This is a genomic window from Streptomyces sp. NBC_01707, assembly GCF_041438805.1.
Classification (GTDB): domain Bacteria; phylum Actinomycetota; class Actinomycetes; order Streptomycetales; family Streptomycetaceae; genus Streptomyces.
On the sequence record NZ_CP109191.1, the window covers coordinates 30,166 to 51,164 of the forward strand.

The 20,999-nt window shown below is 65.4% G+C and carries 18 protein-coding genes; 5 read left to right on the forward strand and 13 right to left on the reverse strand.

What is annotated here, in order from left to right:
- Positions 1-595: 595 nt before the first annotated feature.
- The 5 genes from OG963_RS42970 to OG963_RS42990 form a co-directional block, all read right to left on the reverse strand.
- Entirely contained in the window at positions 596-2,083 is a 1,488-nt protein-coding gene (locus OG963_RS42970; RefSeq protein WP_331749816.1) for a UvrD-helicase domain-containing protein, read from the reverse strand.
- Positions 2,083-4,224, reverse strand: coding sequence for an AAA family ATPase (locus OG963_RS42975; RefSeq protein ID WP_331749818.1), 2,142 nt, complete (start codon positions 4,222-4,224; stop codon positions 2,083-2,085). Before OG963_RS42975 ends, OG963_RS42970 begins: the two co-directional genes overlap by 1 nt.
- A 1,040-nt stretch (positions 4,225-5,264) precedes the next feature.
- Positions 5,265-5,666: a DUF6009 family protein gene (locus OG963_RS42980; RefSeq protein ID WP_319741455.1), complete on the reverse strand. Its 402-nt coding sequence runs from the start codon at positions 5,664-5,666 to the stop codon at positions 5,265-5,267.
- Complete coding sequence (locus tag OG963_RS42985; RefSeq protein WP_331749822.1) at positions 5,663-7,189, reverse strand: phage/plasmid primase, P4 family; 1,527 nt, start codon at positions 7,187-7,189, stop codon at positions 5,663-5,665. The genes OG963_RS42980 and OG963_RS42985 overlap by 4 nt, the downstream gene beginning before the upstream one ends.
- A complete protein-coding gene (locus tag OG963_RS42990) occupies positions 7,186-8,226 on the reverse strand; it encodes a bifunctional DNA primase/polymerase (protein ID WP_371800378.1) in 1,041 nt (346 codons plus the stop codon). The genes OG963_RS42985 and OG963_RS42990 overlap by 4 nt, the downstream gene beginning before the upstream one ends.
- A 1,344-nt stretch (positions 8,227-9,570) precedes the next feature.
- Between OG963_RS42990 and OG963_RS42995 the strand changes: the two genes are divergently transcribed.
- A complete protein-coding gene (locus tag OG963_RS42995) occupies positions 9,571-10,155 on the forward strand; it encodes a 3'-5' exonuclease (protein ID WP_331749828.1) in 585 nt (194 codons plus the stop codon).
- A gap of 210 nt (positions 10,156-10,365) precedes the next feature.
- Here OG963_RS42995 and OG963_RS43000 read toward each other — a convergent pair whose 3' ends face one another.
- A complete protein-coding gene (locus tag OG963_RS43000; RefSeq protein WP_371800379.1) occupies positions 10,366-10,509 on the reverse strand; it encodes a hypothetical protein in 144 nt (47 codons plus the stop codon).
- 331 nt (positions 10,510-10,840) lie between these two features.
- Here OG963_RS43000 and OG963_RS43005 point away from each other — a divergent pair, with 331 nt between their 5' ends.
- Positions 10,841-11,320, forward strand: coding sequence for a hypothetical protein (locus OG963_RS43005; RefSeq protein ID WP_331749832.1), 480 nt, complete (start codon positions 10,841-10,843; stop codon positions 11,318-11,320).
- 1,116 nt (positions 11,321-12,436) lie between these two features.
- Here the strand turns inward: OG963_RS43005 and OG963_RS43010 are convergent.
- Entirely contained in the window at positions 12,437-13,222 is a 786-nt protein-coding gene (locus OG963_RS43010; RefSeq protein ID WP_331749834.1) for a sulfite exporter TauE/SafE family protein, read from the reverse strand.
- Between the two features lie 246 nt (positions 13,223-13,468).
- Here OG963_RS43010 and OG963_RS43015 point away from each other — a divergent pair, with 246 nt between their 5' ends.
- Complete coding sequence (locus tag OG963_RS43015; RefSeq protein ID WP_331749836.1) at positions 13,469-13,660, forward strand: hypothetical protein; 192 nt, start codon at positions 13,469-13,471, stop codon at positions 13,658-13,660.
- A 463-nt stretch (positions 13,661-14,123) separates the two neighbouring features.
- Here the strand turns inward: OG963_RS43015 and OG963_RS43020 are convergent, their stop codons facing one another.
- The 6 genes from OG963_RS43020 to OG963_RS43045 all read right to left on the reverse strand — a co-directional run bounded on the left by OG963_RS43020 (position 14,124) and on the right by OG963_RS43045 (position 18,485).
- Positions 14,124-14,654, reverse strand: coding sequence for a hypothetical protein (locus OG963_RS43020; RefSeq protein WP_331749840.1), 531 nt, complete (start codon positions 14,652-14,654; stop codon positions 14,124-14,126).
- Between the two features lie 22 nt (positions 14,655-14,676).
- Entirely contained in the window at positions 14,677-14,889 is a 213-nt protein-coding gene (locus tag OG963_RS43025) for a hypothetical protein (RefSeq protein ID WP_331749842.1), read from the reverse strand.
- A 26-nt stretch (positions 14,890-14,915) separates the two neighbouring features.
- Positions 14,916-15,098 carry a DUF6233 domain-containing protein gene (locus OG963_RS43030; RefSeq protein WP_371800422.1) on the reverse strand — a complete coding sequence of 61 codons (183 nt, stop codon included), beginning with the start codon at positions 15,096-15,098 and terminating at the stop codon, positions 14,916-14,918.
- Between the two features lie 405 nt (positions 15,099-15,503).
- On the reverse strand, positions 15,504-16,592 hold the full coding sequence (locus tag OG963_RS43035) for a ParB/RepB/Spo0J family partition protein (RefSeq protein WP_331749844.1): 1,089 nt from the start codon (positions 16,590-16,592) through the stop codon (positions 15,504-15,506).
- Positions 16,589-17,830, reverse strand: a complete 1,242-nt coding sequence (locus OG963_RS43040) for a ParA family protein (protein ID WP_331749846.1) — start codon at positions 17,828-17,830, stop codon at positions 16,589-16,591. The genes OG963_RS43035 and OG963_RS43040 overlap by 4 nt, the downstream gene beginning before the upstream one ends.
- A 346-nt stretch (positions 17,831-18,176) precedes the next feature.
- A complete protein-coding gene (locus tag OG963_RS43045) occupies positions 18,177-18,485 on the reverse strand; it encodes a DUF1963 domain-containing protein (protein WP_331749848.1) in 309 nt (102 codons plus the stop codon).
- A 614-nt stretch (positions 18,486-19,099) separates the two neighbouring features.
- Here OG963_RS43045 and OG963_RS43050 point away from each other — a divergent pair.
- Together OG963_RS43050 and OG963_RS43055 are read left to right on the forward strand one after the other, a co-directional pair.
- Positions 19,100-20,032 (forward strand): AAA family ATPase, encoded by a 933-nt coding sequence (locus OG963_RS43050; protein ID WP_331749850.1) that lies wholly within the window; start codon positions 19,100-19,102, stop codon positions 20,030-20,032.
- Positions 20,032-20,970 carry a hypothetical protein gene (locus tag OG963_RS43055; RefSeq protein ID WP_331749852.1) on the forward strand — a complete coding sequence of 313 codons (939 nt, stop codon included), beginning with the start codon at positions 20,032-20,034 and terminating at the stop codon, positions 20,968-20,970. Before OG963_RS43050 ends, OG963_RS43055 begins: the two co-directional genes overlap by 1 nt.
- The last annotated feature ends 29 nt before the right edge of the window (positions 20,971-20,999 follow it).

Sequence of the window (20,999 nt, forward strand, 5' to 3'; positions counted from 1 at the left end):
CTTCACCCAGAGCGGTTGTGCGTTGTCCGCGTAGTGTTCTCGATCCCGCGATCGGAGCGGGGCATCCGTCGGAGGAATGAGCGCTGTAGCAGGCTGGGGTGCTGGGACCTGAACTATCCTGTGCCGCGGCTTGAGCTCGAGGCCAGCCACGAGGTAGTCGGGGACCTCACCAGCGACGATGCGAGCGGCACGATCGCGGGCAGCTGCTTTAGCCGCAGCCTTCCTTGCCCGCTTGACCTCGCGAGACTCCTTCGGCATCTGCGTAGCGTATGCCGATCCAACCGCTCGCGAAACGAACTTTTGTAGCTCGACTTCTCACGTCGCTCGCACTTCCCTTGCCCAGGCTCCCACAGGATCCTCCGCCTTGTACCTGCGATCGGCTCCACGTAACCTGCGGGAGATCCTCTGCGGTGGGCCTGAACTCATAGCCAGTGTCATCGAAGAGCGCCATGCCATTCACGACGGGCGCACCCTCCTTCACCGGGTGGAGCATGCAGGCAAACGCTATGGGCTGCTCCTCCCACCAGAACATCACCTTGCCCGCGGGCCCGCCCCGGCCGGATGCGAACCACTCGTTGAACGCCTTCGGAAGCGGTCACGGCGCTTCGCCCGCGATGGCCAAGGTCGTCCACCTAGCTCGCGTGAGGGCGACGTAGAGTTTGCGGTGGTCTTCGTTGCCGGAATTAAGCCCATGACTCAAGGCCCCCTGCTCGGCGCTGCTGAGGCACACTCCGACACGGTCCCACTCGCGGCCCTTGGCCTGATGGGCGGTGAGCCCAGGGATCAGCTGAGCTGCCGGTATGCGGAGCCGAGCACGGAGTTGCTCCAGACGAACGCGGTGAGTCTTGTGGTGTCGGGGGATTTGGCGGTCGCTTTCCTCCCCAATGACGGTCTTGAGACTGGTCAAGATCTCGTCGATGTCTCTCGTGCCTGCAAGGTCGTCGAGAAGGGTGCCCAAGCTTGGGCGCAGGCGACCCAGCGCTTGGCTTTCGATATCAAGCGTGGTCAGGGCGTCGTTGTGGAAGGTGGCGTTGCCGCCAAAGGTTCGCTGGGTAAGTTCGCTGAGCAGAAGAGTGCACGCTGCTTCCTGGGCTTGTCCCTTGAAGCTTTTGTAGGCAAGGGGCAGGACGTGGGGTCCGGTGTCCCAGAGTTGGTTCCACTGCAGGGCGAGGAGGACGTCCACGTCTTCGGCGTGCCCTTGTGGCAGGCTTACCTCTTCTCCGGCTCGTAGCCGGTGTGCCAACTGGGACTGGTCTTCGCTCTTCCATCGGAAGGATGTGGGAAGGTCCCGCTGGACGAGGTTGGCTTCCTCAACAAGGGCTGGAACCTGGTCGGGGCGGGCCCCTCGGAAGCCATACAGTGCCTGCCATGGGTCGCCGACCACGGTGATGTCCAGTCCCGCGTCGGCAGCGAGCCGGACCAAAGCCAGGTCGAGCGCATTGGCATCGAATATCTCATCGACGATGAGCGCACGGACGGTCTGGGCAAGGCGCGCGAGTAGGACGTCGCGCGTACTGCTGTTGGCCAGAGCCATCTCCAAAAGGCGCCGGACCTCTTGATGGGTGCACCAGCCCCCAGCCAGAGCCTCGTTGAGGTCTGCCAGGGTAGGTCGGTTGTCCTTGTCGGCCGAGCGTGCCCCCCTTGCAACGACCTGGTCGCCGTCCAACGTGAGGATGGGTCCCCAGTTGCTCCACGTGGTGGGTAACAGCACTCGCCAGTGATCGATGACGGTGAGCGAGCGATGGCCCGCAGGCCAGTTCACGTGTCCAGTGCTCAGCAGGTGTGTGAGCAGATCGCAGACAATGGTGTCCAGGGTGACGATGCGGTGCGGCCACGCCAGGGCCGCGGGCCCCCATTGGCTGAGCACGCGGCTGCGGAGTTCGGTCGTTGCCGAGCGGGTGAAGCTGACCGCGATGATGGCGCGTGGATCGTTGCCACTGCGGAACCGCTGAATGCCGAAGCGCTGGGCGGCCACAGTGGTCTTGCCGGACCCGGGGGCCGCTTCGATATACAGCCGGCGGTGGGGCGTCCCAGCTGCGATCAACTGCTCCCGGGTGAGGGGTCCCCTGCCCGAGGGGCTCACTACCGCTCCCCCGGTTCCGATACGCCGGTGGCTGAGTCAACTTCGCTAGTCGGTACGGCTGCCGTAGGCCAATGTCCTGCAGGGTCAGCGTCGTCGGGCACAAAGGAAGCTGCAGGCCAGAGCCCGCCAGCACCCATCGGTGCTGCGGTAGCAACCTGATCACCAGCCGACGTCGGGTCCAGAGGCCAGGTGAGTGCGGCGGGCCCAACGGCGCCCTCGGCTCTCTCGTGGGCTTCATCGACCTCCCCGTCACCGCCAGTCTTAGCCGCAGGCTGCGGGTGAAGGAATTCGAAGAGTTCCCTGAGATGCCCTGGAACGTGAACCGTCTGACCACCTTCAACGGCCTCTGCGAGGCATGCGGCAAGAGAATCGGCGAACGCCGCCTTCTCCGCAGAGAGCGGCCCTGCCTTCGTAGCGGGCGACGTCTTCGTGGCCACGCGTGCGCTCTTGAACAGGTCGTGTACTGCTTCCGGGGTCACCTGATCGGGGACCGTAGCATCGATCGCAGTCAGGGCAGTAGATATGAGGAGCTCATTGCCGTCCACAATGGATGGCTCCAGTGTCGGGTGGCTAATGAAGGCCCGTACGACGTCGGGATCGTGATCCTTGACCCACTTCGGAGCAGAGTATCCCTGGTCGAAAGGCTTGTCGCTGTCGGTCAGCACGGCCAACCTTGTACAGAGTTCCTCGCCTTTCGTGGCGAGAAGCCGGGAAGTCCAGGCTCCGACCTTGGATCCGACATAGACGATGCTCAAAGCCTCGATAAAGGCGCGCTTCGCAGGGTCGTCCGCTGCCCAGGCACGGCCGAAGTCACGGAGGATAGCGGCTTCGGTGACCCCTTCCACCACCACAAGCCGTTCGGCGAACAGGGCAGCGGAGCGGCTGGCATCCATGTGAATGCGAGCCATGCGCAGCGTACGATCGCGATCCTTCATCTGGATTGCGGCGATCGGTCGGCAGACACGGCGGCCAGCTCCCGTGTGCCGCAGCACTACGAGATCTTCCGGATTGCAGGAGGCGATGATGTCGGTGGCGTGGCTGGAGAGCACGATCTGCAGTTCTGGGCGATCCCGGACGGACTTGCGTAGGTAGCGCACGAGGGCGTGCTGCAGCTGGGGGTGGAGGTGAGCTTCTGGCTCCTCGATGACGATGGTGGCGTGGAATGCTGTGCGGGGAAAAAAGGAGTCTGCCTCGGACTCGGCCTCGGCTTCGGCCTGGGTGAGGCCTTCCAGCGCTCGCTGTTCCTCCTCCGCCTCCGTCATGTCATCGGGCTTGGGGTGCGTCTCTGACTGCGGTGCGCCTTCTGGGGCGGCGCGCTGGGTGGAGTCGGGGATTGCGGCCAAGGTCACAGCGATATGCAGCAGGTTGACATAGCCCAGGCCCGAGACCTCTAGCGGGCGGGCTGTGGTACGGCCTTCCATGACGGCCAACATCATCTCCAGGACCCGGGCGAGGTAGGAGTCGTCGATCACCTGACCGCGGACGTAGGGCCACTGCTGCTGCACACCCGAGGTGAGTGCGAAGAGATGTGCGCCGATGCGTTCTTCAATCGCTTGGATAAGGCCGTCCTTGGCCAGGTCCTCCAGGAGACGAGAAGCCTGCACCCGCAGCGGCACCAGACTGCGGGTGCCGTCCAGCCGTTCCTGCTCGGCACGCAGCAGCTCAATCAGGATGCGGGCCTCACGACGCGCCAGCTCATCCAGAGGGTTGCGCCAAGCCGGAAGATAGATGAATTTGAACGGATCCGTGCCCAGCCCTGGGTTCTGGGCTTCGCTCCCCTTAACTCGGGACCGGATGGTGCCGAGGTCGCGTTCCAGGACAGCTCCCCATTTCTGGGCGGTGCCCTCACCGGTTTGGTGCAGGGAGTTTTGCAGCGATCTGCCCAGCGGCCCTTCGTGGCCCGCGGAGTCCTCAAAGGTGTATTGCACCTCGACGCTTGCTTCCCTCCCGAGAGCGGCGGCGCCCTGTCGTGGCAGCAGAGGGAAGCGGCTGGTGTGCGCCAGATATAGGGCGTCGGTGACAGTGGTCTTGCCCGCGCCATTCGCGCCGATCAACACGCTGAAGCGCCCCGGCAACGGGCAGTCAATCTCCCCCTCGGCGCTTGCTCTCAGTCCGGATACCCTCACGCGGCTCAGATACACAAAATCTCCCCTTTGCAAGCCCTAAACCTGCACAGCTTAGCCATCAACGGCTTGGAGCGGTAACCGCCGACGGAACATCGGCGCCTAGCGAAAGAGCGCGCGGGCGGGGCGAGTAGCAGCGTTTGCTCGTTCGTCCGGCCCGTCGCCGGGGCGTACAGGACGGGGCGGCCTGGGCGCCGAGCTCACCGCGAAAGTGTCTGCGCCAGCTCCGCCGCTAGCACCGGCCGTTGGAAGCCTTCGACCCTCAGGAACTGGCGGTCGCAACCCGCCTCGCCGATGCAGGTGACCGGCTCCTGGCCGACGCGCTCACCCGTGCCTGCACCAATGGACACCTAGTCCCATCCGCGATCCACGACTAGTTGACGGAACATCTCAAAACGGAATGGCCCTGATGCGTGGACCTAGACGTCGCGCCCACGCCCGATGGCAGTGACGTCGTATCCAAGGGGATCTGCCGGCTGGCTTCTGCGTGCCTTCGTTGCCTGCCCCCCTACAGCGCACGGTGCCCAGCGGGAGGCAGCCTTGGTCCAGGCGGGGGAAGAGGTGAGTGGGCAGGGTGTCCCGGAACTCGAACTCCGGAGACGTGTGGCCCCCGTTCACTGTGCCGTCCTCACGGACAGTGCGGACGTGCTCGGACTCGCGGCGACCGGCACTGCAAACGGGTACTGTCGGATGGTTGGCAGGAGTGTTCAAGCGTAGTTGTCTGCCGCACCGTTCCGGGTCAGTGTCCGTGGTGGTGTCCATCCAGAGCGTGGACCGGCGTTCGCCCTGTCGGGCCACCGCATGGGCAAGCAGAACCTATGCGCGCTGGTTCCGGCCACGTTTCTACTGCGGAGATCCCTCGGGCCATCGGCAGCAATCGCGAGCGGTTCGGCGGAAGATTGCACGCCTGCAAGCGGGCACGAGAGCGGCTATCCTCGGCGCGCGTGCCTGGTTGCGGGCGCCCGAGGGGCCGAGGGCCCGCATGCTCGGTACGTCTCGCACGTGCGAGGTTTGCGCCCCCACTGGGTAGGTAGCGCGTTGCCGTTCTACTTAGTCGTCTACAGGGGGAGTTGTATCCCAAGTTCCTGCATCGCGGTCGAGGGCGGTCCACCCTCAGAACGCTCCGTCTTGAAGCCTTTCACTCGCGCCGCGAGGGTGCGCGGATCGACCGCTTCGGCCGGAGCGCCCTTGGCGTACAAACCGTCTGGCTCCGAGTCGCGGTCATGGGGCAGGAGCCAGAAAACACGGCGTCGAAAAGTGCCGGAAGAGCGGGAGGACTTGGCCGTGGGACCGAGGAGGGCATAGCCGACCATGCGACCGTCACGATAGTAGGCGGGTTTGCCCTTCCGCGTCGGAAGGCGGTCGAGGCTTTGGCGCACGTAGTCGAGATCGTCGATGCCTTCCAGCCAGACGAGGTCTACTTCGTGGCTGATCTCGTCCTCGGTGATCAGGGAGCTCATGGGCGGGCGTCCCTTTCCTCATCGGTGAGCAGTCCGATTCCCGGGTAGTGCTTGCGCTGATTGGACAGGATCATCTCCTTGGGCGACTTCAGCCCCACGAGTTCACGAGTGCGGGCGGCAAACGCCCTGGAGGACATGGCTGGTGCTCCTTCATTGTGGCACCAGGCCTTGTACACCGCGTAGAGGGCGGTCTGCTCGGCGCGCAGTTCGGCGGCCATGATGCACGCTTCTTCGTAGAAACGACCGGTGTGGTCTTCGGTCTCCGCGTAGGCGGTGGTGGCGATGCGGACTCGCTCGGGACCGGTGAGATCGCGGTCGCCGGCGAGGTAGCGGCGGGCACCGTCGATGAGCCAGCCGAGGATGCCTGGCCCCTCCTCGGTGACCAGGATGTCGGCAAGGTTGTCGATCTTCCGGTCGTCAGGAACGACGCGTTCGAAGGGGATCAGGCACATACGGCGCCAGAACGCGAAGCCTCCGGTACCGACTTCGGGGCGGTGGTTGCCCAGGAGCCACAATTTGTGCGTGGGCTGGAAGCTGAAGAAGTCCTGGCGCATGCGGCGTGCCTTGATGCGGTCTCCGCCAGTGAGCAGTTTGACGCGGGCCTCGTCGAACTTGTCGCCTGGTTTGACCTCGGAGCACACGATGACGCGCCGACCGTGGAGTTCAGCAAGGTCGGTTGGGTGGCCCTCGTAGGGGCGGGCCATGAGGAAGCCTGGGGGCGCCGCGTCAGCGTAGTCGCCGAGCAGCTTCATCAGGACGTCCAGCAGTACGGATTTGCCGTTCTTTCCGGAACCGAAGAGGAAGGGAAGGACCTGTGCACCGACGTCACCGGTGACGGAGTATCCCAGCAGCAGCTGGAGATAGCTGATCATTTCACGGCCTTCGGTGTCGTCGCCGAAGGTGTCGGTCAGGAAACGCTCCCAGCGGGGGGCAGGGACGTGCTGGGGGCCGACGCTGGTGGAGCGCGAGTGGAAGTCCTTGTTTGGGTCGGGTGTCTTCAGGAGAGCTGTACGCAGGTCGACGATTCCGTCGGGCGTGCACAGGGCGTAGGGGTCGGCGTCGAGGAGGGCCGCGTTTAGGACCATTCCGGGAGCGGATTTGGCTTGGGTCAGCATGGCGTTGATCCCGGTGGTGGATAGCGCACGCCGCCGGTGTTGGTTCAGGGCGGTGCTGGTGAAGACACCACGGGGGTCGTGCCCCGCGATGTTCTCAGCGAGGTCGCCCGCCGCCCACAGCACAGTGTCGTCCTCGTCGATCTGCCAGCGGGTGGTGTCCCAGCGATACCAGCCGATGCCGGGGACGTGCCGGTAGTCGTTGGCGTACAGCCGGACGAACAGCTTGGCATTGCCGCGGTCGGAAAGGGTGTCAGGTAGAAGTCCGGCCTCGGTCGCGGGGCCAGACGCGGCTCGCTTCGCGTCGGACTGAGTCGGCAGAGGAACCGTGGAGCCTTGAGCACGGATCTGGGCGGCCACGGCCTCGGCGTTGAAATCGAAGAGCGTTTCGTTGCTTCCCGGCGTCGTCATGGGCGGCCTCCATGGGGGTGGAGGGGGTGCTTGAGGCCTGCGGCCAGTCCGCTGCTAATGATCAGCTCGATGCGGCGTTCCTGGCCCGGGCGAGCGGCAATGGCAGTGTGGGTCAGCAGGCGGGCCGCTTCGCCCTCGGGCAGGCGCCCGGCCGCGACCAGGCCGCCCAGTGTGTAGGCGGCCCGGTTGAGCGTGTCGGAGAAACCAGCTCCTTCGCTGACTTCTCCACAGGCATGGACGGGGGCCAGGACGGCCGTGAGGAGGCGCTGGATGCGGTCGCCGCCGCCGCCCGCCGCCAGGACGGCCTGCTGGGCACGGGGGGGCACCGGCCGGGGGGCGGGGATATGAGGGGCGGGCAGGTGTCCGGTGCGCTCGAGTTCCTGGGCAAGCCAGCCTGGGAGGAGGGCAGGTTCGCGGGTGTCCCCGAGGACGGTGTAGGTGCCGTGTTCGGTGGTCGTGCCGGGGGCAACGATGTAACCGCCGTGGGCGCGAACATCAACCTGCCAGGCGAGGGCACGGCTGGAGCTGGACCCGGAGGAGCACTGCCAGCGGCGATTGTCCGAGGCTCGGTACCAGACGTGGAGGCCTCCGGATGGAGTCCTCACTCGCAGGGTCGCCTGGTCGTCCGCGGGACATGGCTGGCCCCTGAGGGCGGCCAGGACGGCGAGCGTGTGGAAGCCGTTGGCCAGTCCCGTGAGGTCTACGTGGTCGGCGATGGGGATTCCCGGCAGGATACGGTCGCGGCTGGGGGGCTGAGTCTGGTGGGCATCGATGTCGATGACGACGAGGCTTGCAGGGCCGCAGGCGACAGCGACTCCGAAGTCCGGCCTCGAACCCCACCATTGGCTGATGCGGCGCTGGTCGAGGGTGGCGGCATGGAATCCGTGGCACCAGCGGTCTGCGGCTAGACAGGGGCACTGTGTGGGGCTGTGTCGAGTCGCACGACACGACGCGCAGTTGGCGGCCGGTGTCTTGCGCCCTGGAGCAAGCGGATGCACCGGCCAGCCCCGGCGCGCGCACCAGCTGGCGGTGGCCAACGAGAGAGGGACTGAAGCCGCAGGCGACTGGGAGCGTGAGTCGCTGGTGGAAAAGCCCAGCTCAGCAGACACCTGCACCCCCTATCAGCGACCGAAGCGACTCAACGACGGACACAGACTAGCGAACGTGAGCGCTGAGGGCGTGGAGCACATGCGAAACAACGTGGGTGCCGTGTCGATTACGGCGTCGTCGTCGGGGCCAGCGCCGGCGACGCTGGCGGGATCAGCGACTGGAGAGGAGGGGCCAGCGACCGTCACTCCTTCGACCGATGTTTTGGGTGTCATAGAAAACCACAGGTCAGAGGCATGGTCTCGACCAAACAGCGACTGAAGCGACTGAAGCTCTCTATATATGACGCACACGCGCACACATGGATGTCCTCCTATATGGGAACCTTGAGTCGCTTCAGTCGCTACTTCGTCACTGCAACCCATCTGACCAGGGGTTTTCTCAGCGACTGAAGAGCTACTGAAGTCCTCTTGAGTAGCCTTCGCTTCAGTCGCTGTACGGTTTTTGGAGCAGCGACTCAAGCGACCGATAGCGACTGAAGCGACTCAACTCCGCCGCCCGCCGCAGGCAGTCCTCTGTCCTGAGCATCCCGCGCGAACGATTCGAACTTTCAGTCGCTTCAGTCGCTTGTCACTGAGGTTCCCCCGGCTGATCTGGGCTTATGCAGGCCGTAACCCGCAGCGACTGAGAGCCGGACAGTGAAGGGCGACTGAACCAGAGACAAGTTTCAGTCCGCTCCCTGGTCCGACCTCTCTTGAGTCGCTGACCGTTCGGTCGCTGACCGTTCGGTCGCTGACTGCTGGTCTGGCCCACTACGGTTGCGCGGATGAGGGGCGACCGTTTGCGCGTGCTGTGGCTCCGTGGGCCGTCGGGTGTCGGGAAGTCCTCGGTCGGCTGGGAGATGTTCACACAGCTGAGTCGGATGGGTGTCAGGACAGGGTTTGTCGACAGCGACCAGATCAGTCTGTTCCTCCCGGAACCGGAGGGTGGCACCCATCGACTCCGGGCTCGGAATCTCGCTGCGACGTGGCCCAATTTCCGTGCGGCCGGTATGCAGTGCCTGATCCTGTGCGGCTATGTCGACACCCTCGCGGAGGTACGCGAATACACGGAACTGCTTCCGGACGCCGCATTCAAGCTGTGCCGGCTGCGCGCCGAGCCCGCCGAGATCAAGCGCCGGTTCATCGTGAGGCCTGCGGCGTTCTGGTGCCGCAGGGTTCGGGGTGCTGGTGTCCACTCAGTTTGGGGGCTGGGAGGTGTACCACCCGGAACACATCCGTGAGGCCGCGCCTCCGGGACGCGGTCGGCACTCGGGCTGGCATCGTCGACGTCTCATGGCCGTGGACATTGGCACCACCGGGAACCGGTACGGCGTCGACCGGATCCTGGGCGCGGCGCTACGCACCACCGACGGAACCGGCCGGTGCTGGTTGATTGACCCTGGCCCGGGCCGACTGTCCGTCGCACCTTGCAAGCGCCACGGCATCACAGTGGAGCAGGCACGGGCTGAGGGAAGACCTGCCGCTCAAGCCTTGGATGAGGTGGCAACCGTACTTGCCGGCCACTTGGCGACCAAAGAGCCGCTGGTGGCATGGCATGCTCCCTTCGTTCTGACCATCCTGGAAGCCGAGCTGCTACGGCACGATCTCGCGCCCCTCGCCGATCGCGTCCCCAACGGCCTGGCGCCGATCTGTGATCCTCTCGTATTGGACCGGCACGCTGACCCTTTCCGCTCTGGCGGGCGTGCGCTAGAGACCGTCACCGAGTGGTACGGCATCGTGCACGATTGTCCTGGTGATCCGCGGAGTGACGCCGAAGCCGCACTCGTTCTCGCCTACGTCATTGGGGCCTGCCTGCTATCCGCCCATCGGAAGGCTGTCGCGGCCGGCCCTGCACCGCGAACAGGTTCAATGGCATGAGCAGCACGTCCAGGAGGCCGAGGCACGGAAGCCTGGCAGGGAGAAAGACACCCATTGGCCCCTTGGAACAGTCCAGGCGTTGCCTTGGCAAGATCACGACGCTTCATGGGGCAGCACCGGGGCGCGACCATGGCGTCTTGGCGCTCTCCCTGATCACCGGGTCGGTCAGCAGCCCGGTCTCTTCAGCGACTTCTCGTAGGACGGCATGTCTCAAGTCTCCGCCAGGCTGGACGCCCGCCCGCGGGGGACCTGAGTACCGGCCTCTGGAATGCCCAGGTGGTCGAATACGAGGAGCTCGGGAATGGTGGAATGCCGGATCGCGTACGCGGCGACATGGATTCTGGGAGTGGCCATCCCGACATCCTCTGCCATCCCCAACTCTTGTTGCTGGCCTGTGGGGTTGGTGTGGGGCCAAATTCAGCGACTGAGGAAGTTCCTGGGCCGCGGGCAGGCTGGGCGCGGACTGTAAATCTGCCGGCCGCAGCGAATCAGCGTCGCGCCTTCGGTGTGCGTGTGCCAAGGGCGCCGGCAGCCAGGTCGCCGAGCTGAGTACGGTGTTCAAGCTGATCGAGTCCGCGCAGGCCAGCTGGCGGGCAGTAAACGCACCCCACCTGGTTTCCCTGGTCCAGGCCGGTGCCTGCTTCGAGTACGGACAGGTGATTGAGTGGCCGGAAGGGATCGCGGCATGACCAGCCCTCACCTCGACGAGGAGCCTGCCGAGCATCGGCGCTTCGTCCGCTACCTGCAGGCCCTGGAGGCCGTCGCCGAGACGGATGAGGTTGCCCTGGTGGCCGCCGTTTTGTGCGACCAGGACGCGACGATGGCGGACAGCGCGGTAGGCCGGCATCTGGACCGCCGGGCCGCCGACCTGCTGACCGACGCCAAGTTCACGGCCTGGGCCCAAACCCTGACCGAAGTGATCGCGGATCGAGACTTCCTCACCCTCCGTCTGCGCGAGTGGACCCTGCTCAGAACCATTGCCCTGGGCGAGCCATGGACTGCTGAAGAGCTCACTGGAGCAACCGACTGGTTCCAGCGCATGGCCGCCACCACGCAGATCGCGTCCTCACCCGAGGCCCTCAGGCTGCTGGCCGAACGTGGAAGAACACGCCGCGTCCGAAACGCAGCAAGCCAGCAGCTGAGGCACCGGGACCAGCTCATCTGACTGATCCAGGTCTTGACGATGCCTCGTGTGCGAACCTCCCGCTCATCCGTCACGCGGGCCCTCTACGAGTCGAATGACGGCAGTCTCTGACGGCAACGTCGGCAGACCGAAGCGGCCTTGATTGCATCTGGAGGTACACACTGCACCGCGCCATAAGCCCGCCACCCAGGCGAGCAGATAGCGCGCTCGAACTTACAAAGCAGATGTCGCTCCGGTTGGCTGGAGCGAGACGTGTACAGCAGTCAATGATGGCCTGCTCAATTCCCCCGTACCCGGTTTGCAGACTCCAAGATCGCGGCCCAAGGAAGCGCCCGATCGGCCGGGCCCTGACGCGGTTCGTCCAGTAGCCAGACGTCAGTCCCGTAGACCAGTTTCACGCCTGCCTTTCGCAGAGTTTCGACGTGTCCCTCCCACGCCGGGTGCCGCGTATGTGCCGAGTTGATCCGAGGGGACACCACTACCGGGACGTCGATCGTGCCCAGCGCTTCGCCTACTTGTGTCAGGGCTTGGTTGTACGGTGGCGCGCTCCACCTTGACGCCCTGAACCACGCCCGCCCCACGATGTGTTGGCCGGAGGGGGACGGGATGGGAGCTGGGGGGTGGGAGTTGTCGGCCAGTTGAACGTTCATTTCAGGCGGCCTTACTTTCGCCGTGGCCAGCTTCGCGGGGCCGCGGCGGGGCGGTGTCGCTGGGTGGTTGTCGCTCACTGATGAGGTGGTCCAGCTCCAGCCGCTCGTAGCACTCATCACACCGATAGGTGCCGTCGCCCAGGCGGTACACGTCCCTGATCGGGTGTAAGCACTCACATTCTGCGCATACGTGCTCCAGAGGTGACGTCATATGCTCGACGGTCGGCCCATGGCCAAAGCATCAGAAGGTCGCCCATGGGGTCGCACGGGCGCGTTAGGTCAGCTCATCGACAGTCCAAGCGCAGAAGTACCGTCGAATCTCCTGCGCGACAGGCCCCACCTTGGCCCGGCTACTCGCCCCGCGACGAGGCTGTCTGAAGCTCGAACTCCTCCGGACCGCATCCTCGCGTGATAGACGGCCCATGAGGCAGTCGGGGCACGGCCCCGGAGTTCTGTCGGGACGGTAAAGGTTGAGAGGCTGCTCAGCTCAGCTCAGTGCGTTGATCGCATAGACCGTGCCTAGCCCGGCGGCCAAAGTTCCAAGGAGCAAGCGGAGGAGGGTCTCGGGCATTCGCGACTGGAGGCGGGTGCCGAGGTAGCTCCCCACGAGGCCGCCCAGACCGCAAGCCAGGCCGAGAAGCCAGTCGGGGGCGATGCTGCCGCTGTGGTTCAGGGACAGTAGGGCGTAGGTCGAGGCGCCAACCAGCGAGGTGGCGAAGGTGGAGGCGAGTGCGGCTGGGGCGACCTGGGAGACGGGGACGCCGCGGCCGACCAGGATGGGGCCGAGGATCGAACCGCCGCCGATGCCATAGATGCCGCCCACGATCCCGACCGCGAGCGCCAGGGAGGTGACCGTCCGGGGCGCAGGCTGAGGGTGTTGAGTCCCCGGAGGCTTCGGGCGGAGGGTCGTGATGATGAGCCAGGTTCCGAGCGGCAGCATGAGAGCGGCGACCAGGAAGCGGAAGACGTTCGGGCCCGGAAGGGCGAACACGCGGATGACCGCTCTGAGAATCACGCCGGGCAGCGTGCCCAGCACCAGACGGCGCACGAGCGGTCCGCCGAGGGCGCCGTCGCGTCGATAGCGCAGCAGTGCGCCGGGCCCCGCCACCACGTTGTAGAGCAGGTTGGTCGGTGTTGCGGCCGGGTTGGGCACGGCGAAGATGCTGAGTTGTACGGGGAGCAGGAACACCGCCCCGGACACTCCAACCGGCGAGGTCACCGCAGCGATCAGCATCCCGACCGCGAGGCCGGCCGCGACCAGTTCCCACTCCACCTGATGCCCCCCGCGCCTGAGACTGTCCCGCTCGCGACCTGCGACAGACTAGGTGCGACGGCGCGGTCGACCTCCACGGCGGAGCCGGGCCGCCCCCCGTCGTCCGCTGCACCAACTGCGGTCGCACCTGGACGCGGGAGAGTGACTGATATGTGACCTCTCCGGGCGTCACATTTGGCCAGACCGGCCCCATAACTAAGGGGTACGGCCGACCACGCCGGACAGTTCCCAGCCCTTGGAGTACGCGTGTCTTACGCAGATGATCCGCAGCGTCTTGCCCGTCTTCTCCGCGACCTCGCCCAGGCTTTGGAAGATGCCGGGGTGAACGCATCCGGAGCCACCAACGAGCGGCACCTGATGGACGACGCACGCAGCGCAGCTCGCGACCTCGAAGGCCCCGACGCCGGAAGGAAGCCTGGTCGCTTCGCTGGCTTCTGAGATCCGCCGGAGGAGCGTTGTCAGCCCCGTGCCTTAGGCTTTGAATAGGCGCGGGGCCTGAACGTCCTAGGAGGACGACGTGCACCACGCCCGTGCGAACGCCGCGAAGTTCATCAGCCGCCAACACGGCGAGCCATACGACACGCTGCTCGGCGGTGAAGAAGCCCACCACCTCCTCGCTACCGCCCACGCAGACCGTGTTTGCCCTTCGACAGGCCACCGAATCCCATGGACAGACTGCTACGACTCAGCTGACCTGTACCCGCTGGCCTGGAAAGCCCGGCTTCTGCTCGACGCGAGCGGCATAGCGCTCTCACCCGCTGAGCACCTGACCGGCGAAGATCGACAGCGCGCGGTCGCAGCGGGGCAGCTGGCTGAGCGCATTGCACGAGAGGCCCGGACTCTTCGCGTCGACTGATTGTGCAGGGGCGGGCCTGAGCACAGGCCCGCCCCTGCACAAGGTTCAGCCGATACGGGGCGGGACGCGAAGCGGCACCGGCTGGTCCTGCCCCTCCCAGACGAAACGCAGCACTGGCGGAATCGGGGACCCCATGGAAGCCGCCATCATGAACTCGCTCACCTCCCCGGGCTCAAGCGTGATGTCGCCTTCCAAGCCCCGTGCCATCGCAGTGGGTAGCTCGGTGCAACGAATCTGCCGCGCAGCTGCGGTGCCCGAATTGATGAGCTGCCACACTGCCTTCCTGCTGTGCTCGATGCTGAGCTCAGGACGTGGTCGGTTGGCCTCCGCCTGGGCTGATCGTCGAGCATCGGCCTCCCGTCGCTGGTCAGCCAATGTCTCTTCAGCGGCGATCGCTGATCGCTCTGCCGCATCGCCTGATCGCCGGGCCTCTGCTCGTGACTCCCGTGCTTCCTCCACCGAGGCCTCGGCGGCGTCCGCTGATCGTTTCCCATCCCCGCGTGCCTTGATGCTGATCCACAAGGCCCCACCCGACAACGCAAATGCAGCCCATGCGGGCGCGTCTCCCCAGTCCATGTCGGGACACTACTGGCGTGCGTTAGGCCGCGTGCCATTGGTGGGCGCGGCCTCCTCGCCACTCCACCATCTGCGGATCATCGATTATCCTCTCCGCGTCCGGCAGCCCGGCACGGCTGAGGAATTCCACCAAGTCGTGATCGTCGTGGGCGAGGCCGAGGATGTGCCCGTACGCGGTGACCCGGCGGCCGCCGGTGGGGGACGCTGGGTGCACGACTATCGGGGCTGAGCGCATGCCTTCAGGATGCGGCGGCTCGGGGGTCAGAGCACGCTGAGCTGGGTGTCAGGCTGGCACCTTTGGCAGGTCAGAGCGGTGTCCCCGGCCACCAGGCTCAGCGCCTGCTCGCGAGAGATGCCCTTGACCCGTGGCCCGGCTGGCCGACACCAGCCCTGATGCACTGCGACGATCCGGCGCCCGCACCGATCCCCTGCTCGACCACCCAGTCCGGGGGCGGGGGCAGAGGCTGGCGTGCAGCGAGCTCGGCCAGGAAAGGATCAGTCACTTCGACAGCGTTGCACATCTGCCATGGTGGACAGCAGCGAATGACGGCCTGTTCAGTTCCCCGATGGCAGTTCCTCAGGCACATCGCGCAGCAGTGTGCTGCGTGAGTAGAAACGTTCTCTACGGGTTCAAGGCTCCTCGACGGTGTCTGTGACCCAACCAAGCGGTGCTCCAGCATGCGTGGCCAAGGGCTCCGCGGAAACTGGGTGGAGAACGACCGGCGGACTTGGCGCACTCCCCCATGCCCCTGTCAGGGGAGCCGGGCGGGATGCCCTGAGGCGCGGTCATACAAGGCAGCGGCCCCACCTCCCGCCGACAGGCGGGAGGTGGGGCCGTGACGCCGATTTCTACTTCCTTCCGGCTGCTGAGGCTTGCTCAGCTCGCATCCTCTTTGTCTCTTCGATTTTGTAGTCCACCAGCAGCTCGGTGAGCTTCCGCCTTGTCGGGGCATCGAGCTCAGCAATGATCAGCTGCGACAGAGCCCCAGGATCAAGGGATGGCAGCCGGATCGCAGTGCCAGCGGCCTCTCGCGGCTTCGGCAGATCGCTCCCAGCTGTCTCGTCAGAAGCGGACCCATTCATTACGGCGTAATGATCGGGAGACGGCGCGTCTTCCCCTACCGGCTTGGACGGCCCGCTCAAGAGGTTCTCGGCGGGCGGAGTCTGGGAGGGCTGCCTGTGACTGCTTGCGACACGCTGCTTTGCGCGAGCCTTCTTGTCTGCGGCTTCCTGCGCTTCCCTTTCCTTGAGCAGCCGCAGGTGCACCTCCTGCTCTTCGGCCTTCTTCTTGCCGACTCGCCTTAGAAGCGCTGCGGATTCCTCACCGGACTGCAGCCTCTGCTTCAGCTCGGGGGTCAGGGTGAGGAGTGCGAGCCTCTGGGACACCCATCCCTGGGAGCGGTGGAGTCGGGCCGCGAGCGCCTCCTGTGTGCCGTGGACCTTCAGTAGTTGGTCGAGGGCTTTGGCTTCGTCGAGGTGGTCGAGGTCCTGGCGGTGGATGTTGGCGACGAGGGCCGATTCCAGTATTTCGTCGGGGTTGCTGCCGAGGTCGTCGTCGAGCATGACCTTGATGTCGGTGAGGCCGGCTTCCCGAGACGCGGCGAGACGGGAGTTGCCGTCGATGACGACGTACTTGGTGTCCGGCTCAAGGTCGTGCTCTCGCTCGGGGTTGCCCTCGAGGTAGGCGAACCGGCCCATGATGCTGATCGCGGTCTTCTGACCGTGGTCGCGAAGACTGGCGCTGAGGTCGGTCAGGTCGCCGAGTTCCGACCGTGGGTTGTCCGGGTTCAGACTGATGAGGTCAACAGGCAGCTTGACGGGGGGCGGTGCTCCCTCCGTCGGGGCGCTGGTGTTGGCGTTGATCGCGGCGCGGCGTGCGCTAATGGTCTGTGTCTGTCCGAACGACGCACCGGCGCCGAGCCTGTCTGCCTTGCTCATGAGATCTCCCGGGCCAGGGCCCGCATTCCGACGGACTGGTCACAGCGGGGCGAGTACGCCAGCAGGGGTTGCTTCACGCGCACGGCCTCCTTCTGCTCCTTGAGGTCTCCGATGACTCCGACTACTCGGGGATCCTTTATGTCCATCCACGACTCGAGGGATGACGTGGCGATGTATCCACGTCGGGCGTCGTAGTGGTTCACGACAATGCCGAGGTAGTCGAGTTCGAGGTGCATGTCGTTGCGCAGGTCTTCGATCTGCGAGGTGAGAAGTCCGTAGGCGTCGGCGGAGCTGTCTTCAGCCTGGACGACGACAAGTACACCGGAGTTTCCGGGGGCCTCTCCGGGGCGGCGGCGCCCGTAGTACGCGGCGGCGTCCATGCTCAGGCCGAGGCTGGGCGGGCAGTCGATGAGGACTGCGTCGTAATCGTCCTCGACAGCGGTGAGTGCCCTTTCCAGTGCTGCCTCTCGGGCGCGGACGCCGGAGAGCTTGACGTCCAGGAGGAATGCGTCGGTGCACGCGGGCAGGAGGTGCAGGCGGTCACCGAACCGGGCGTCCTCTATCGGCACGATGAGGTCACGCAGTTGACCCTTGGCCTCGCCCGACATGTGCTTGGTGAGGCTGTCGCCCTCGAGCGGCAGAGGTTCCTGGCCAAGCTGTTTGGTGAGGTGGCACTGGGGGTCGAAGTCGACCAAGAGAACCCTCATGCCAAGGCCCGGCAGGTCCTCGTAGTCGAGGGGAGAGTCATCGTCATCCTCGGACAGGGCGGCTGCGAAGTGCTTGGAGATCCGCACGGGGTGGAGCTGATTGGCGTCTTCAGCCAGGGCCTCACCTGTGCCGGCGGTGATGGCGGTCTTGCCGACGCCGCCCTTCTGGTTGCAGACGACGATCCGCTTGGGGTGCTCGGGGCGTACCACGGTGGGAGCCGGGTTGGTCTCGAGCCACATCTGCACTGATTGAGCGAGGCCTTGGATGATGGAGACTCCGCGGGAGGCGCAGTCGGCACGGAAGTTGTCCCATTGGCCTGCGGGGAGGAAGGTGGCGAAGGACTTGGCGCCGGAAGTGTCGATGGGGGCGAGGTTGGACCCGAGCCCGCGCCAGGCCTCGATGCCGGCTTCGACGGCGTGCTGAATGTCGATGCCGTGCTGGGCGGCCCGGATCTTCAGGTCCAGCTGTAGTGCGACGGGGATCTTTGAGACGACCTTCTCGCGGTCGCCGCCTGGGGATGACGAACTCATGGAAGATACCTTACTAACGTACGCGATCAGACGCAGCATCAACACGCTAGCTTCGCCAAGTATTACGCCGTAATACCGACTCGTTCCGTGCTCGTGCCTCGTCTCGTAATGACGCGTGCTCCCCACCCGTGAAGTCTGTGCATCGCGGCTTTCCCTAGGCAGCCATGAAGGCGTGCCGGTCATGCCCGGGCAAGTGATGTAGTACTTCGGCCTTCTCGGGGCGCGGCGGTACAGCACCACTCCCCCGGCATCCAACGAGACGGCTCTATCGGCCGCCGCTCGGCGCCGGCCGATGCCAGCAAGAGGTATGCGTGGGGATCGCGGCCAGGACTGCGACTGCTGCCAGCTACGGTGACTCAGAGAACGATGCCCTGATCTCGCGGGGGCGTATTGCATCGCCCTGGTCCACGAGTTGCCCCAGCTGAGTTGCTGCGTGGGCCTGTCGGCTGGGTCGAGCCTGCACCACCGGAATGAAGGACAAGGTCCCCCCGATCGGGAGCATGATGTCCACAGCGCCCGCAGGCAGCATGGCGCAGTCCACTGAGGCAATGAACGAAAGCGGCCCGTGGCCTTCCCACGACGGCCACTCCACATCCGCCGACAGTTGCGGCAATCCGCCGATGTGGCCCACGGCTATGTCTGCCGTCGTGGCCACCTCGAGGCGGACATTCGGACGGAGCAGGCCGACCCATAGCTCTGCGACATCGAACGGCAAGTACTGGTGAGAGAGGGGCGTAGGTCTTCGTAGGATCCATGTGTCACGCGCTTGATCAGGCCCCGGTCCACTGACAGCCGCTCCCCCAACTCCACCGCTGCGAGCGAATCAGCTGACGAACGCCAAGCGATCTTCAACGGCTCGCCGCATCGCTGGTCGGGTCCACTTGTGAACAGCTCACCCTTATCTGGGACTAGGCCATCAAGTATTACGCCGTAATACTCACCCGCCTCGTGAGCGCGACCTCGTAGTGTCAGGACGTGCGCTGGGCCTCAGCAGGCGGTGTCACAAGGCAACGCGCAGTTGTTGGACCCCGCCTGAGTCCGTCTGTTGCGTCGGCTGGCCCCACCTCACGCTGCCAACTACCCGCATGCCGATGGCCCAGTGCAGGCGAAGCGTTGGTTGGCCCCTTGGGGCAATGGGGATGTGCTTCAGACTCCCCAATTGGGGAGTCCACCCTCGATAACCCTTCATGGACGGATTCCGGTGTGCCACGATGCGGGTGCCGCGCCTGTTCGGACGCGGATGTGGGGTACGCAAGGAGGCCGGTTGCGGTGCTCAACGATCCCTTGGAACTGATCGACCCGGCAGTGAACAGCGTCGTGATCGGCACAGGCAAGGGCGGCGTCGGCAAAAGCACTATCGCCGCACATCTGGCCGGTGCTTCGGCAGCAGAGGGCCGGCGCACCCTGCTGATCTGCCTGACAAGCCAGGATGATGACGACCTCGGCATCAAGCGATATGGCAGAGGCATTCAGCCCGTGGGACCGTCCGTCATAAACGGACAGGGCCTGTATCGCGCTGTCTACGACCGCTCTCCGCTTCTGCCTGTCCGTGAAGTGCGCCCCAACCTGGACGTCGTGCCGGGCGGCGAGACAGTGGGCGAACTGATCCAGCTGCTGATGCACCGGATGATGTCCGAAGGCGCCGGTGTGGCACTCTCCCTGGCTCGCTCACTGGCACCCATCGCCGGCTGGTACGACCAGATCGTCATCGACAGTGCTCCCGAGAACGACTCGCTTGAGCAACTGGCCGTCGCAGCGGCCCGTGTCCTGGTGGTGCCCACCCGGTCGGATGACTCCTCTATCCACGGCATGGAACGCATCTCCCGCAACTTCAAGATGGTGCGCCGCCAGGTGAACCCGCACCTGCGCGTCGGAGGCGCCTTCCTCTATGCGTCCAACCCGACCGCCACGTCGATGCACGCTGAAGTGAAGGAGGACATCCGCGCAGTACTCGGAAGTACGACCCCGATCCTCTCGACCGTGGTCGGCTACCGGGAGAAGCCCGCCCGCAACTCCCGCAAGAAGGGCCTGTTGTTCTCCGAGTACGCGGAGCTTCTGCCGATGAGCGCCAAGGGGTACGACGTGGCTGCAGGCCGCGCGAAGGTCGCGGACGTCGTACCCGACGCCATCGTGGGCCTGGCCGATGACATGCGGTCCTTGACCACCGAGATCTTCGAGCACTGCAGGAAGGCAACAGGCTGATGGGCAGCGACCTGTTCAGCGATGACGAGCCGGGAGCGCCCCAGACCACGGGCACCGGCCTGATGGGGCGCGGCTACCCGGGCGTCGTCCAAGACGCAAGCGTGGTCATCAAGGCACCGGTCGGCACGACTCTGGAGTCGATTCCACTCCCCCGCCCCCCAGCAGGCGAAGGAGCACTCAGCTCCGATGAGGAGGAGACCTTCGAGGCGTGCAAGGCAGGGGTCGACAATCTCCACAAGGCTTTCTGGATCGCCGGCAAGGCTCTGGAAACGATGAAGACCGGCAACCTGCACCGGAACTCCGGTGTGCCGAACTTCGCAGACTTCATCTGGATCAACTGGGAGATCTCCGAGTCGCACTCCCAGCGGCTGATGGCCGAGTGGCGCATTGGAGAGGCTCTCGCCAGTCTCGGCTGGCGGCCCCGGGAGTCCCAGGTGCGTGAGCTGACGTCCGTCGCTAAGAGCAACGGCGAAGACGCAGCGGTGGCCGTCTACGACACCCTGGCCCGCGAGGGAAGACGGGTGACGAGCAGCGCGTTGAAGGATGTGGTGAAGCAACTGCCGGCCATTGCCTCAGGCGCTTCTCCTGCAGAGGTCGTGCGTGTGGTCCGCGGGATCCTTGAGCTCTCGGAGCCTCTCGCAGCAGGCGGGACCGGCAACGGTGCGAAGCAGCCGGGCCACGACGCGGCTGCCTCCTCGGCAAATGCATCCGAGGAGCACGGTCGAAGCGAGAAGCCTGACCCGACCGAGTCAGAAGACGTGCGCCGGCTCATGCAGAGCCTCGCCCTTGTCGCGGATGCAGCGAAGGCGATCAACCGCCCAGTGGTCCGCCGCGCCATCGATGAACACCCCGAAGCCGCCATGCTGGTCATGAAGGAGATCGAGACGACGCTCGGGAAGATCGGGCGGGCAATTGCCGTGCGCAAGCCAGCCGGATGACATCTCGTACCGAGGAAGGGGCGGCCCAT